9 protein-coding genes and 1 rRNA gene are annotated in these 14,556 nt (G+C 69.6%); 4 read left to right on the top strand and 6 right to left on the bottom strand.

What is annotated here, in order from left to right:
- Positions 1-257: 257 nt before the first annotated feature.
- From N8I87_RS06805 to N8I87_RS06795, 3 genes are all read right to left on the bottom strand, one after another.
- Positions 258-1,907 (bottom strand): GGDEF domain-containing protein, encoded by a 1,650-nt coding sequence (locus tag N8I87_RS06805; RefSeq protein WP_263206424.1) that lies wholly within the window; start codon positions 1,905-1,907, stop codon positions 258-260.
- Between the two features lie 130 nt (positions 1,908-2,037).
- The gene (locus N8I87_RS06800; protein ID WP_263206422.1) at positions 2,038-3,228 is read right to left on the bottom strand and encodes a lipid-transfer protein; all 1,191 of its coding nucleotides are present in this window, start codon (positions 3,226-3,228) and stop codon (positions 2,038-2,040) included.
- Positions 3,225-3,671 carry a Zn-ribbon domain-containing OB-fold protein gene (locus N8I87_RS06795; RefSeq protein WP_263206420.1) on the bottom strand — a complete coding sequence of 149 codons (447 nt, stop codon included), beginning with the start codon at positions 3,669-3,671 and terminating at the stop codon, positions 3,225-3,227. Before N8I87_RS06795 ends, N8I87_RS06800 begins: the two co-directional genes overlap by 4 nt.
- 226 nt (positions 3,672-3,897) lie before the next feature.
- On the opposite strand from N8I87_RS06795, the gene N8I87_RS06790 reads away from it, so the two are divergent.
- Complete coding sequence (locus N8I87_RS06790) at positions 3,898-4,431, top strand: NUDIX domain-containing protein (RefSeq protein WP_263206419.1); 534 nt, start codon at positions 3,898-3,900, stop codon at positions 4,429-4,431.
- A gap of 9 nt (positions 4,432-4,440) precedes the next feature.
- Here N8I87_RS06790 and N8I87_RS06785 read toward each other — a convergent pair whose 3' ends face one another.
- Positions 4,441-6,801 (bottom strand): glycoside hydrolase family 31 protein, encoded by a 2,361-nt coding sequence (locus tag N8I87_RS06785; RefSeq protein WP_263206417.1) that lies wholly within the window; start codon positions 6,799-6,801, stop codon positions 4,441-4,443.
- A gap of 213 nt (positions 6,802-7,014) precedes the next feature.
- On the opposite strand from N8I87_RS06785, the gene N8I87_RS06780 reads away from it, so the two are divergent.
- Positions 7,015-8,982, top strand: coding sequence for an acetoacetate--CoA ligase (locus N8I87_RS06780; RefSeq protein WP_263206416.1), 1,968 nt, complete (start codon positions 7,015-7,017; stop codon positions 8,980-8,982).
- 212 nt (positions 8,983-9,194) lie between these two features.
- Complete coding sequence (locus tag N8I87_RS06775; protein ID WP_263206414.1) at positions 9,195-10,088, top strand: DUF8829 domain-containing protein; 894 nt, start codon at positions 9,195-9,197, stop codon at positions 10,086-10,088.
- Positions 10,089-10,156: 68 nt separating this feature from the next.
- Here the strand turns inward: N8I87_RS06775 and ptsP are convergent, their stop codons facing one another.
- Entirely contained in the window at positions 10,157-11,827 is a 1,671-nt protein-coding gene (ptsP, locus tag N8I87_RS06770) for a phosphoenolpyruvate--protein phosphotransferase (RefSeq protein WP_263206412.1), read from the bottom strand.
- 78 nt (positions 11,828-11,905) lie between these two features.
- Entirely contained in the window at positions 11,906-12,355 is a 450-nt protein-coding gene (locus N8I87_RS06765) for a PTS sugar transporter subunit IIA (protein ID WP_263206411.1), read from the bottom strand.
- Positions 12,356-12,927: 572 nt separating this feature from the next.
- Here N8I87_RS06765 and N8I87_RS06760 point away from each other — a divergent pair.
- A 16S ribosomal RNA gene (locus tag N8I87_RS06760) occupies positions 12,928-14,455 on the top strand.
- The last annotated feature ends 101 nt before the right edge of the window (positions 14,456-14,556 follow it).

Below are 14,556 nucleotides of genomic sequence, written 5' to 3'. Positions count from 1 at the left end.
CGTCGTAGTCGAATCGCCAGCGCGGGAACGGACCATGGCTCAGGAGCGGCCCGCGGCGCAGTGCCTGATAACGCCGAGAATGTACGGCGATGCCGACCGACACCGGGAAGTGTTCACCGGCGTCTTCAGAGCGTCAAGGTCGTGGACGGCAATGATGACAGCCGCTCGCCCGGGCACCGTGAACCCCCAACGGGCGCACAGGGGTGGCCGTTCGGCCCCGCGTCACCCGGTCGACGGGAGCACGCCGGGGCGGCCGGTCAGCCGAGGCGCTCCACGGCCGCGTACCCGGCCTGGGCGGCCCTCACCCCCGTGCCCCGCCTTATCTCGTGTCCGGGCAGTCCCGCTCTCCCCAGCACCCAACTGACCCCGCTCAGCGCCTTCGCGGCCTTCTTCAGGGGCGCCAGACACGCGGCGGCCTGCCGGTGGTCGGCGACGCTGCCCGGCAGGCAGATGACGGTGGCGAGGGACAGCGTGACGGGACGGCCGCCCGCCGACCAGGGCGCGTCGAGCACGGCGGAGACCACCGGATCCAGCCCGTCCTCGTCCGCGAGCACCAGGAAGTCGTCCCCGCCGATGTGCCCCACGTGCGTGGCCCCGGACGCCGCGTCCCGCAGCGCCCGCCCCACCGACCGGATCAGCTCGTCGCCCGCCGCGAACCCCGCACCGTCGTTGACCTGTTTGAAGTGGTCGATGTCCAGCCAGCTCAGCGCGCACGTCCGGCCGCCGGCGATCCACCGGTCCACCTCACCGGTGATCGCGTCCGAACCGGGCAGCCGAGTCAGTGGATTGAGCCCGGCCGCCTCCTCGACCCGGCTCTCGGCCAGCGCCCGTACGAGATCCGCGAGCCGTACGACGCCCACGCACCGCCCCTGACGGTCGACGACCGCCACGTCGTCCGAGGTACGGTCCCGGCCGCCGACCGCCACCACGTCCAGCACCTCCCAGGCGGTGGCGTCCACGCCGACCGTGCGCGGTACGTCCCCGAGTTTCACGGCGGGCCGGTCGGCGTACAGGGCGTGTCCGTAGCGGCCCGACATCGACAGCAGGAAACGGGAGCGGTGCACCGACCGGACCGGCGCCCCGGCCCGGTCCACGAGCAGCACCCCGGACACGTCCGGCGAGCCGGTCAGCAGCGCGCGCACCTGACCCGCCGACGCGGTGACGGGCAGAAGCGCCGCGGGCCGTACGAACTCCAGCACCGACGGTCCCGGCCGAGGAAGGACCGCGGCGCTCGGGAAGCGGGGCGGAACGTATACGTCCGACGCGGGGATCCGGGCCGGTGGTGCGAACAGCTCGCCCTGCGCCAGCTGCGCGCCCGCCGACAGCGCCGCCCCGCACTGCAATTCGGTCTCCACGCCCTCGACCGCGACGAGAGCGCCGAGTTGCTCGCACAGCGTCCGCATCGCCCGCACGGCGGCTGGCCGCGTCAGCAGGGAGGCATCCAGTTTGACCAGGTCCGGGGTCAGATCGGTGAGCAGCCGCAAGGGCACGTCCCCGTCCCCGATGCCGTCCGCACTGATCCGGAACCCTTGGCCGCGCAGCGTGGCCACCGCCTCCAGCAGCGCCCGCTGGGGCACGTGCGTGTAGGGCGGGACGATGTCCAGCGTCACCTCCCACGGCATGCGCCCGGCCTCGCGCACGGCCTCGTACAGCGAGTTGAGGCCGCCGAGGTCGGCGAGCGTGGCTGCGAACACGTTGATGTGCAACGGAAGCAGCGTCTCCTTGCGAGCTGCCGCACGAAGGGCCAACACGGCCAGACTGCCGTCGAGTTCGGGGTCACGACGGGCCTCGGCCAGGATGTCGCCGGTCTCCGGGCGGGCGAGTATCTCCAGTGCGGCGATCCCGCCGGTCGTCAGATTGACCACCGGCTGGAAGGCGAAGCGGAGAGTGTCCGTCCAGGAGTACACGGCAGCATGATTGCGCTGCCGGGGCACGCACAGGCCCAGTTCATAAGACGTTCACGCAGCATTTCTGGTCGGTCACACAGCGTAGGGTTGCCGTGCGACCCGCACGTCACACGGCTCCCGGCATCCCCGGTCACCGCACCGCGATCACCGAGGAACCGTGCCCGAACAGCCCCTGGTTGGCCGTGATGCCCACACGTGCTCCGGCGACCTGCCGGTCGCCCGCGGCGTCCCTCAACTGCCAGGTCAGCTCGCAGACCTGGGCGAGCGCCTGGGCCGGCACCGCCTCCCCGAAGGAGGCGAGCCCGCCGCTGGCGTTCACGGGTATGCGCCCGCCCGGGGCCGTCGCGCCCTCGCGGAGCAGCTTCGCGGCCTCGCCCTCGGCGCACAGTCCCAGATCCTCGTACCACTGCAGCTCCAGGGCAGTGGACAGGTCGTAGACCTCGGCCAGGGACAGGTCCTCGGGGCCGATGCCCGCCTCCTCGTAGGCGGCCCGTGCGATCGACGCCCGGAACGTCTCCTCGGGCGGCTTCACCGCCACGGCCGAGTCCGTGGCGATGTCCGGCAGGTCCAGCACCGTAGTTGGATACCGCGGCGTGACCGTGGACACCGCCCGGATCCGCACCGGTCGGGCGACGCCGTGCCGCCGGGCGAAGTCCAGACTGGTCAGCACCAGCGCCGCGCCGCCGTCGGAGGTCGCGCAGATGTCCAGCAGCCGCAACGGATCGGCGACCACGGCCGAGGCGGCGACCTCCTCCGCCGTGACCCGCTTGCGGTAGCGCGCATACGGATTCAGCGCCCCCAGGGCGGCGTTCTTCACCTTGACCAGGGCGAAGTCCTCCGGGGTGTCGCCGTGCATCGCCATCCGCCGTCGCGCGTACAGCCCGAAGTACGCCGGGTTCGTCGCCCCCAGCAGCCGGAAACGCAGCCAGTCCGGATCGTCGGGCCGGTCGCCGCCGGCAGGCCGGAAGAAGCCCTTGGGCGCCGCGTCCGCCCCGACCACGAGCACCGTGTCCGCGAGCCCGGAGAGGATCTGCGCCCGAGCCGCGGCGACCGCCTGCGCCCCGGACGCGCAGGCCGCGTACACGCTGGAGACCCGGGCTCCCTGCCAGCCCAGGGCCTTCGCGAACGTCGCGCCCGCGACATGGCCCGGATACCCGCCACGCACCGTGTCCGCGCCCACGATCGAGCCGATGTCCTGCCACCTCAGACCCGCGTCCGCCAGCGCGGCGCGGGCCGCCGCCGTCCCGTACTCGACGAAGCCACGCCCCCACTTGCCCCAGGGGTGCATGCCCACACCGAGCACCGCCACGTCCGCCGTCATGCCGTCACCCCCGTCGGCCGCCACTGCCAGGTCGTCCAGGTCGTCTCCGCGTCCTCGTGAAGCACTCCGGGGACGACCTCCACCTCCATGCCCACCGTCAGATCGGCGACGGTGACGCCCAAAGCCGCCTGCCCCAGCACCACGATCCGCTCGGACTCCAGCTCCACCGCGATCAACGCGTACGGCTCCCACGGAAGTTCCGGATTGCTCACATAGGGTGACGGAGGCCGGTACCGGCTGTCCGTGTACGACCAGATCCGTCCCCGTCGCGACAGGGGAACCTCCTCCAGGTCGCCGCCGTCGCACCCCGGATTGCGGCAGTGGATGTCCTCGCGTGGGAAGAAGACCGAGGAACAGGCCGAACACCGCGTGCCGAGAAGCCGGAATGCGTCCCCTTCGCCGGTGAACCAGCCGGAGACCGCGGGCGTGCGTGTGCGCGTCAAAGCCCCTCCAGAACGCCGAATCTGACGGAACGTCAGAAGTGTGCCACGGGCAACCGCGAATCGGCAGGCCGCGCGGGCGAACCGGATGCTCCCTTCCTGCGTCGTGGTATCGGGAGGGGCGGGTGGGGCCGACGGGGGTGGTTCCGGCCGCCCCTCCTGTTCCGTTCATTTCCGTACAGGTCGGCGAGCGGAAGACGCCGTTCCTACGATCGGATACAGTCCGCGCGTGTCCGAAATCCAGCACCCAACTGCCAACTCCGCTCAAGGCTCACACTGTTCGAGCTGCGGAGCGCCCTACGGAGACGGAGTCTCCGGCTGGCCCCGCACCTGCCCGGCCTGCGGGACCATCACCTATCGCAACCCCCTGCCGGTCGCGATCGCACTCCAGCCCGTATACGACACGAAGGGCACCGCCCTGGTCGTCATCACCCGGAACATCGCTCCCGCGCGCGGGCGCACCGCACTGCCCGGCGGCTACATCGACGACCGCGAGGACTGGCGGCAGGCAGTCGTCCGCGAACTCAAGGAAGAGACGGGCATCGACGCCGCGAGCCGCGACGTACGGCTCGTCGACGCGATGAGCTCACCCGACGGGCACCTGCTGCTCTTCGGGCTCCTTCCGGAACGACCGGCCGAGGGACTGCCCGCCTCCCACGCGACCGACGAGACCGAGGGCTGGCATCTGCTGCGCAGGCCGGAGGAACTCGCCTTCCCACTGCACACGCTGGCCGCGCGGGCATGGTTCGAGGGCCGGTACTGAGCCCGGCGCTCACCCCAGCCCTCGTATGCGCACCGGGTAGGGCGACTCGCTCACGCCGTCCTCGCCCTCCCGCGTGACCACCACCCGCCGGCCCTCCCAGCGGGCGACGTAGCGCTCGACCTCCGGCTCGTCCCACCCGTCGCCCGCGTCCGGCACGACCAGTCCGCCGCCGGTCCGCCCACGAGCGGGCGCCCACACCTCCAGCTCCAGCGTGCCGTCGTCACCCCGCACGGGCACCACGGCCCCCGCGCGCGCGAGCACCGGGATCCGCGACAAAGGAGCGTCGACCAGGACCTGCCCGGGACCCTCGTAGGCACTCCCCGTCGCCGTGTCGTACCAGCGCCCCCGGGGCAGCTGCACCGCCCGCCGGTCCGCGCCCGGATCGAGCACCGGCGCCACCAGGAGGCAGTCTCCCAGCAGGAACGCGTCCTCGCAGTCGCGCAACGCCCGGTCCTCCGGCGCCCCCCACCACAGCGGCCGCACATAGGGCGCGCCGGTACGGCGGGCCAGATGCGCCAGCGTCATGAAGTACGGCAGCAGACGCCGCCGTTCGACGAGCGCCACACGCGCGTGCTCCAGAACCTCGGCGCCGAACTCCCAGGGCTCCCTGCGCCCCGCCCGCAGACTCGCGTGCGTCCGGAACAACGGCAGATACGCGCCGAGCTGGAACCACCGCAGAAACAGCTCGGGCGACGGGCTCCCGTCGAACCCGCCCACGTCCGGTCCCGAGTACGGCACACCGCACAGCCCGAGCCCCATGACGAGCGACAGGGACGCGCGCAGCCCCGGCCATCCGGTGGCCACGTCCCCGGACCACGTGCCCCCGTACCGCTGCATTCCGGCCCAGCCCGAGCGCGAGAACAGGAACGGCCGCTGCTGGGGGGTCAGTTCACGCAGCCCCTCGTAGCCGGCCCTGGCCATGCACAGGGCATAGACGTTGTGCGCCTCCCTGTGGTCGCCGCCGCGACCCTCCAGGCAGTGCCGTGCCGAACGCGGCAGCGTCGACTCGCCGAAGGCCGTGAAGGACGTGGGCTCGTTCATGTCGTGCCAGAACCCCGCGAAACCCTGCGCGAGCCGCTCCTCGTAGAGCCCGCCCCACCACTTCCGCACGCGCGCGTGCGTGAAGTCCGGGTAGACCGACTCACCGGGCCACACCACGCCCCGCACCGTCCGCCCCGAGGCGTCCCGCACGAAGGCGTCCACGGCCTTCCCGCTGTCGTACACGGCGTTGCCCGGCGCGGCCTTCACCGCGGGATCGACGATCGACACCAGTCTGACCCCGTCCCGCCGCAGCTCCTCCGCGAGCCCCGGCAGCTTGGGGAAGTGCTCCTCGTCGACGGTGAACACCTGGTGCGCGTCGTAGTGGTCGATGTCCAGATGGACGGCGTCCAGCGGCAGACCGCGCTCCCGGTAGCCCGCGACGATCCGCCGCACCTCGTCCTCGCTGCCGAACCCCCAGCGCGCGTGATGGTGACCCAGCGCCCACTCCGGCGGCAGCGCGGGTGCCCCGGTCAGCGAGGCCCACGCGTGCAGCACGCGCGCCGGGGTACCCACGATCACCCAGCGGCGCAGTGGGCCGCCCTCCATCCGCAGCTCGCACCGCCCGGCCTGGTCATGGCCGGAGCCCGCACCCTCCGCACCCTCCCGCAGCGTCACCGTCCCGTCCCACGAGGAGTCGTGGAACACCAGGTGCGTGGCCGCGTCGGCCACCACCAACTGCACCGGCATCGTGATGTACAGCGGATCGTCACCAGGACCGAAGGCATGCCCGGGGTCGGTGTTCCACAACCGGTACGTCCCGTCGCGCAACCGGAGCCCCGACGCGCGGCCGCCCAGCCCGAAGAATCGCGCGTCCGCGGCCACCTCCGAGCGCTGCATCCAGCGCGCCGTGCCACCGCCGACCGGCTCCCACCACCGCGGCGGCAGATCCCGCCGCAGCGTCACGCCGCCGGGCGTGCACACCTCGACCGCGCCGTGCCGCGAGACCACGACCGTTGCCCGCTCCGCCACGACACGCCAGCCGCCGTCCTTGTCCGGCTCCAGCACCGCCCGCGGATCCGGCTCGGGACTGTGCCCCGCGAGCGCGTACGACGGCTCGGGGCCCGCCCCGTCCCAGCCCCAGAAGACGGCCCCGTTCACAGCGACCACGATCCGCAGCTCGGACCGGCTGAAGCGGATGACACCGCCCCCCGGCCCGGGCTCCGCGCTCCGCACCGGCCCAGGCACACGCGCACGCTCGACACCGCGCGGTGGCAGCCCCGTGGCGTCGGTACGCCTCCTGCGCCACGCGGCCCATACGGTACGCAAACCCTGAGCCGCCCCCGTCGAGCCGACCACCTTCACCGAACGCACCAGGTCACGACCGTCCATGCTGTTCACCCTGCCACTGACCGCCCCACGCGCGCGTGTCGTTCAACTGCCGTTCACCCTTGCCAGGGCCACATCTTCACGACACGGACCATGTGGGGCGCACCCTGGTGTAGAAGTCGATCACATGGCATCGTCCCTGTCAGCCGCGTCACGCGCACAACCCAGCCCGTGCGCGACCGACGCCCACAACGCGCACAGTCCGGGAGCCGCCCCATGTCGACCGCGAACCCCCAGCCGCTCTGGCAGCCAGATCCCGAGCGCATCGCCCAGGCACGCATCACCAGGTTCCAGGCCTGGGCCGCCGAGCACCACGGCGCCCCCGCCGAAGGCGGCTACGCGGCCCTCCACCGCTGGTCCGTCGATCAGCTGGACACGTTCTGGAAAGCCCTCACGGAGTGGTTCGACGTACGGTTCTCCACGCCCTGCACGCGCGTGCTGGGCGACCGCTCGATGCCCGGTGCGCAGTGGTTCCCCGGGGCGACCCTGAACTACGCCGAGCACGCCCTGCGCGCCGCCGAGACCCGCGGGGACGAACCCGCGCTCCTGTACGTCGACGAGACCCACGAGCCGAGCCCGGTGACCTGGTCCGAACTGCGCCGCCAGGTGGGCTCCCTCGCCACCGAACTGCGCGCCCTCGGCGTACGCCCCGGAGACCGCGTCAGCGGCTACCTCCCGAACATCCCCCAGGCCGTCGTCGCCCTCCTCGCCACGGCGGCCGTGGGCGGCGTGTGGACCTCCTGCGCGCCCGACTTCGGCGCCCGCAGCGTCCTCGACCGCTTCCAGCAGGTCGAACCCGTCGTCCTGTTCACCGTCGACGGCTACCGCTACGGCGGCAAGGAGCACGACCGCCGCGAGATCGTCGCCGAACTGCGCCGCGAACTGCCCACCCTGCGCGCCGTCGTCCACATCCCCCTCCTTGGCAGCACCGCACCCGACGGTGCCCTGGACTGGGCGGCGCTGACGTCCGCCGACACGGAGCCCGTCTTCGAACAGGTCCCGTTCGACCACCCCCTGTGGGTGCTCTACTCCTCGGGCACGACCGGCCTGCCCAAGGCCATCGTCCAGTCTCAGGGCGGCATCCTCGTCGAACACCTCAAACAGCTCGGCCTGCACTGCGACCTGGGCCCCGAAGACCGCTTCTTCTGGTACACCTCGACCGGCTGGATGATGTGGAACTTCCTCGTCTCCGGCCTGCTCACGGGCACCACGATCGTCCTGTACGACGGCAGCCCCGGCTACCCGGACACCGGCGCCCAGTGGCGAATCGCCGAACGCACCGGAGCCACCCTGTACGGCACCTCGGCCGCCTACGTCATGGCCTGCCGCAAGGCGGGAGTCCACCCGTCCCGCGACTTCGACCTCTCCAAGGTGCAATGCGTCGCCACGACCGGCTCGCCCCTGCCGCCCGACGGGTTCCGCTGGCTGCACGACGAGGTCCGCGACGACCTGTGGATCGCCTCAGTGAGCGGAGGCACGGACGTGTGCTCCTGCTTCGCGGGAGCCGTACCGACGCTCCCTGTGTACATCGGCGAACTCCAGGCACCCAGCCTGGCCACCGACCTGCAGTCCTGGGACCCGAGCGGCAGACCCCTCGTCGACGAGGTGGGCGAACTGGTGGTCACCAACCCCATGCCCTCGATGCCGATCCGGTTCTGGAACGACCCGGACGGCAGCCGCTATCACGACAGCTACTTCGACACCTACCCCGGCGTCTGGCGCCACGGCGACTGGATCACCGTCACCTCACGGGGCTCCGTCGTCATCCACGGCCGCTCCGACTCCACCCTCAACCGCCAAGGCGTGCGCATGGGTTCGGCCGACATCTACGAGGTCGTCGAACGCCTCCCCGAGATCAAGGAATCCCTGGTCATCGGCATCGAACAGCCCGACGGCGGCTACTGGATGCCGCTCTTCGTGCACCTGGTCCCGGGCGCCGTCCTCGACGAGGCCCTCCTGAACCGCATCAAGCAGGCCATCCGCGAACAGCTCTCGCCACGCCACGTCCCCGACGAGATCATCGAGGTGCCCGGCGTCCCGCACACCCTCACCGGAAAGCGCATCGAGGTCCCGGTCAAGCGCGTGCTCCAGGGCACACCCCTGGAAAAGGCGGTCAACCCCGGCTCCATCGACAACCTGGACCTGCTGGACTTCTACGAGGACCTGGCCCGCAAGCGCGCCTGACCTCCCCGGACGATCAGCACAGCCTCCACGGGCGGCCTCGGACTCACCGAGCACAGCGGCGAAGTCCGGGGCCGGCCCGCGTTCGCAGCGACCTGCCTCATTCAGCACCGCCAGGTCCGTCGACCAGATCCGTCGACACCTCGAGCGATCCCCGTTGTCAGTGCCCCCGATTACTGTGAGTGAGCATTGATCGACCGCGCACAGGGGGAAACATGGCGCACACCGACCACCAGACCATGCGACGCGTTCTGCGCCGCGAGATCGCGGGCACCATCGGCCTGCTGACCGACGAGCACGACTTCCGTGCCATGCGGCGCTACCGCAGCTTCACCTTCGACGACCACACCACCTATCTCCAGCAGATGGAGGCCCTCCTCAGGATCCGCGCCACACAGGGCAGCCACACCACACTGGCCCTCTTCGACCCCGAGGAATACGCCGACTTCTGCGCGGAGACCGGCCTCGACCCCGACGCCCCGACGAGCCGCGCCCGCTTCACGGCGGAACTGGCCGCCACGGGCGCCACCGTTCCCTACGAGGGCCAACCCCTCGACGAACTCGTGCCCGCCCTCGTCGACGAGGCCGTCCGACAGGCCACATGGGAGTACGCGAGCACCTTGCTGGCCCGCCTCGGCCCCTGCCCCACCTGCGGCGAGGACATCGGCCGAGCCGCCTTCGCCCACGCCGCCGAACTCCTCGCCCGCATCATCGAAACGGCCCCACCCGGCGACCGGCACCTCGTCTGCAGCGTCTCGGGCCCGCCGGAATCTCTCGCCGCCGTCCTCCACGCCGACCAGGACACCGACGGCGACACCCATCTGGACGAGGCGGAGGCCCTCGAATTCACCACCGTCCTCGCCCTGGGCCTCGCCACGCACAGCCCCGGCGGACTCGTCATGCGCACCAGCGCCCCCGGTGCCACCGACCGGATCTACGGCTGGCGCCTGCGCGGAGACGGCCTCGCACCCCTCACCGCGGGCGAGGTCTTCGACGCCTACTGCACCGACATCGAATCCGGGGACCTCATCGCCCCCGAATCCGGCGTCGACTACTGCGCGCCTCCCGGCCTCGGAGAGGGGGACACGACACCCGGACACCGCCACTGAACACACCAGGGGCGCCCACCCGCAGGCGGAGCGCCCCTGAAAGAAGCCAGCGTCGGTGACCGGCGTGCCTACTCGCCGGACAGCACCGCCTGGGCCGCGCTGCGCGCCTCCTCGGCGCTGTCCGCCGCCCGCGCGGCCGACGCGGCGCGCTCGCACTGGGCCAGCGTGTACTTGGCCAGCGTCGCCCGGACATAAGGAAGGGACGCCGCACCCATGGAGAGGGAGGTGACACCCAGACCCGTCAGCACACAGGCCAGCAGCGGGTCGGACGCGGCCTCGCCGCACACCCCACAGCTCTTGCCCTCGGCCTTCGCGGCCTCCGCGGACAGCGCGACCAGGTCGAGCAGCGCGGGCTGCCACGGGTCCTGCAACCGCGACACCGCACCCACCTGCCGGTCCGCGGCGAACGTGTACTGCGCGAGGTCATTGGTTCCCAGCGACAGGAACTCGACCTCCTGCAGGATCGACCGCGCCCGCAGAGCAGCCGAGGGGATCTCCACCATCGCGCCGAACTTCGCCCGCAGCCCCGCCTCGCGGCACGCGTCGGCGAACGCCTTCGCGTCGGTCCGGTCCGCCACCATCGGGGCCATCACCTCGAGGTAGACCGGCAGCCCCTCTGCGGCCTTCGCCAGCGCGGTCAGCTGCGTGCGCAGGATCTCGGGATGATCGAGGAGCGTCCGCAGACCCCGCACGCCCAGCGCCGGGTTCGGCTCGTCCGCCGGAGTCAGGAAGTCCAGCGGTTTGTCCGCACCCGCGTCCAGTACACGCACGACGACACGGCCCTCGGGGAACGCCTCGAGGACCTTTCGGTAGGCGTCGACCTGCTTCTGCTCAGACGGCGCGTTCTTGCTGTCGTCGAGGAAGAGGAACTCGGTGCGGAAAAGACCGACACCCTCGGCGCCCGCCTCCAAGGCGGCCGGCACATCGGCCGGCCCGCCGACATTGGCCAGCAGCGGCACCTTGTGCCCGTCGGCGGTGGCACCCGGCCCGGTCGAGGCCGCCAGCGCGGCCTTGCGCTCCGCCGCCGCGGCCTCGAGCTGCGCCTTCTTCTCCTCGCTCGGATTGACGAAGATGTCCCCGGTACTTCCGTCCACGGCGATCACCGTGCCCTCGGCGAGCTCACCGGCACCCGGCAGCGCCACCACGGCCGGAACGCCGAGCGCCCTCGCCAGGATCGCGCTGTGGCTGGTCGGCCCGCCCTCCTCGGTGACAAAACCGAGCACCAGGGTCGGGTCGAGGAGGGCCGTGTCGGCAGGCGCGAGGTCACGGGCCACGAGCACATAGGGCTCGTCGCTGTCCGGGACACCCGGCATGGGAACCCCCAGCAGCCGGGCGACAATACGGTTCCGCACGTCGTCGAGGTCGGCCACGCGACCGGCCAGGTACTCACCGGCCGCCGCCAGCAGCTCCCGATACGCGGCGAACGCGTCGTACACGCCACGCTCGGCCGTGCTGCCGACGGCGATCCGCCGATCCACGTCCGCGATCAGCTCGGGGTCCTGGGCCATCATGGCCTGCGCCTCGAGCACCGCCTGGGCTTCGCCTCCCGCCAGATTGCCCCGCGCGGTCAGGTCGGCCGCAACAGCCTCCACCGCCTGGCGGGCGCGCCCCTGTTCGCGCTCCGCCTCCTCCGCCGGTATCTGCTTGGCAGGCGGCTCCAGCACCGCCGTTCCCATGTGCCGAACCTCGCCGATCGCCACACCGTGGCTCACGCCGACGCCTCGCAGCGTTGTCTCCATCTCACCCGTCTCCGATAGAGCGGCGGGTCCCGCCGCCGCGGTGGTTGTCCTACTGGCCGTCATACGACGGCACTGACGTCACTTCCAGTCGAAGAGACTGTCGCCGGCCTTCACATCGCCGTCGTCACGGAGACCGGAGAGGGACTCGGTGGTGGCCTCCAGCGCCACGATCGGGCAGACCGGGGACTTCCCGGCGGCCTCGACGGCGGCGGGGTCCCAGCGCACGATGGCCTGACCACGCGTCACGGTGTCGCCCTTGCCGACGAGCAGTTCGAAGCCCTCGCCGTTGAGCTGCACGGTGTCGATACCGAGGTGGGTCAGCACCCCATGGCCCTGCTCGTCGACGACCACGAAGGCGTGCGGATGCAGGGAGATGATGATTCCGTCCACCGGCGCCACGGCCTCGGACGGCTCACGCACGGGGTCGATCGCCGTGCCCGGGCCGACCATGGCCCCGGAGAAGACCGGATCCGGCACGGACGCCAGTCCGATGGCGCGTCCTGCAAGAGGGGACGTCACGGTGGTCATGGCAAGCCTCCCAGGGTGGAGCTGCGTATATACCGTCGCCGGTGAGCCCGGACGGGGCGCTGAGCAGCAGCGTATGACAGATGAACTACGGGTTCCGCATGAAAGCTATCAGCTAGTGGTCTAGACCACCAGTCCAACCGATTTGCACGCGCTTCAGGGCCCCGTGTACAGTCGTACTCCTGCTTGAGGCCGAGTGATGCTACCCAGCGTCCTTACTCAGCAGCACCCAAACTTGTCAGATCCTAATCTCAGGGTCCCCTTCCGCATGTCCGCGGAATGGTGGTCAGAGAGCCGGAAAAACACTGATAGAGTTTGGAACACCGAAGGGAAGCGCCCGGAGGAAAGCCCGAGAGGGTGAGTACAAAGGAAGCGTCCGTTCCTTGAGAACTCAACAGCGTGCCAAAAGTCAACGCCAGATATGTTGATACCCCGTCTGTCGGACATTCTGTTCGATAGTCGAGGTTCCTTTGAAATAACACAGCGAGGACGCTGTGTGCGAGGGGACTATTCCTCCTCTCGCACCGCTCTCGTGGTGTTCAACCGGCTGTATTAATTTACTGGCCGAGTAAACATTCACGGAGAGTTTGATCCTGGCTCAGGACGAACGCTGGCGGCGTGCTTAACACATGCAAGTCGAACGATGAAGCCCTTCGGGGTGGATTAGTGGCGAACGGGTGAGTAACACGTGGGCAATCTGCCCTTCACTCTGGGACAAGCCCTGGAAACGGGGTCTAATACCGGATACAACCACTGACCGCATGGTCGGGTGGTGGAAAGCTCCGGCGGTGAAGGATGAGCCCGCGGCCTATCAGCTTGTTGGTGAGGTAATGGCTCACCAAGGCGACGACGGGTAGCCGCCTGAGAGGGCGACCGGCCACACTGGGACTGAGACACGGCCCAGACTCCTACGGGAGGCAGCAGTGGGGAATATTGCACAATGGGCGAAAGCCTGATGCAGCGACGCCGCGTGAGGGATGACGGCCTTCGGGTTGTAAACCTCTTTCAGCAGGGAAGAAGCGAAAGTGACGGTACCTGCAGAAGAAGCGCCAATACTAACTACGTGCCAGCAGCCGCGGTAATACGTAGGGCGCAAGCGTTGTCCGGAATTATTGGGCGTAAAGAGCTCGTAGGCGGCTTGTCACGTCGATTGTGAAAGCCCGAGGCTTAACCTCGGGTCTGCAGTCGATACGGGCTAGCTAGAGTGTGGTAGGGGAGATCGGAATTCCTGGTGTAGCGGTGAAATGCGCAGATATCAGGAGGAACACCGGTGGCGAAGGCGGATCTCTGGGCCATTACTGACGCTGAGGAGCGAAAGCGTGGGGAGCGAACAGGATTAGATACCCTGGTAGTCCACGCCGTAAACGGTGGGAACTAGGTGTTGGCGACATTCCACGTCGTCGGTGCCGCAGCTAACGCATTAAGTTCCCCGCCTGGGGAGTACGGCCGCAAGGCTAAAACTCAAAGGAATTGACGGGGGCCCGCACAAGCGGCGGAGCATGTGGCTTAATTCGACGCAACGCGAAGAACCTTACCAAGGCTTGACATACACCGGAAAACCCTGGAGACAGGGTCCCCCTTGTGGTCGGTGTACAGGTGGTGCATGGCTGTCGTCAGCTCGTGTCGTGAGATGTTGGGTTAAGTCCCGCAACGAGCGCAACCCTTGTTCTGTGTTGCCAGCATGCCCTTCGGGGTGATGGGGACTCACAGGAGACCGCCGGGGTCAACTCGGAGGAAGGTGGGGACGACGTCAAGTCATCATGCCCCTTATGTCTTGGGCTGCACACGTGCTACAATGGCCGGTACAATGAGCTGCGATACCGTGAGGTGGAGCGAATCTCAAAAAGCCGGTCTCAGTTCGGATTGGGGTCTGCAACTCGACCCCATGAAGTCGGAGTCGCTAGTAATCGCAGATCAGCATTGCTGCGGTGAATACGTTCCCGGGCCTTGTACACACCGCCCGTCACGTCACGAAAGTCGGTAACACCCGAAGCCGGTGGCCCAACCCCTTGTGGGAGGGAGCTGTCGAAGGTGGGACTGGCGATTGGGACGAAGTCGTAACAAGGTAGCCGTACCGGAAGGTGCGGCTGGATCACCTCCTTTCTAAGGAGCACTTCTCACCAACCTCTGGTTGGTCAGAGGCCAGTACATCAGCGAACGTCTGATGCTGGTTGCTCATGGGTGGAACGTTGACTACTCGGCAC

It is taken from the genome of Streptomyces sp. HUAS 15-9 (assembly GCF_025642155.1).
GTDB lineage: Bacteria > Actinomycetota > Actinomycetes > Streptomycetales > Streptomycetaceae > Streptomyces.
This window is presented reverse-complemented; position numbering and strand designations above follow the sequence as displayed.

Coding starts and splice junctions, on each gene's coding strand:
- N8I87_RS06800 (WP_263206422.1), bottom strand. CDS start 3,228: ATGACGGCGGACGTGGCGGTGCTCGGTGTGGGCATGCACCCCTGGGGC.
- N8I87_RS06775 (WP_263206414.1), top strand. CDS start 9,195: ATGGCGCACACCGACCACCAGACCATGCGACGCGTTCTGCGCCGCGAG.
- ptsP (WP_263206412.1), bottom strand. CDS start 11,827: ATGGAGACAACGCTGCGAGGCGTCGGCGTGAGCCACGGTGTGGCGATC.
- N8I87_RS06765 (WP_263206411.1), bottom strand. CDS start 12,355: ATGACCACCGTGACGTCCCCTCTTGCAGGACGCGCCATCGGACTGGCG.
- N8I87_RS06780 (WP_263206416.1), top strand. CDS start 7,015: ATGTCGACCGCGAACCCCCAGCCGCTCTGGCAGCCAGATCCCGAGCGC.
- N8I87_RS06785 (WP_263206417.1), bottom strand. CDS start 6,801: ATGGACGGTCGTGACCTGGTGCGTTCGGTGAAGGTGGTCGGCTCGACG.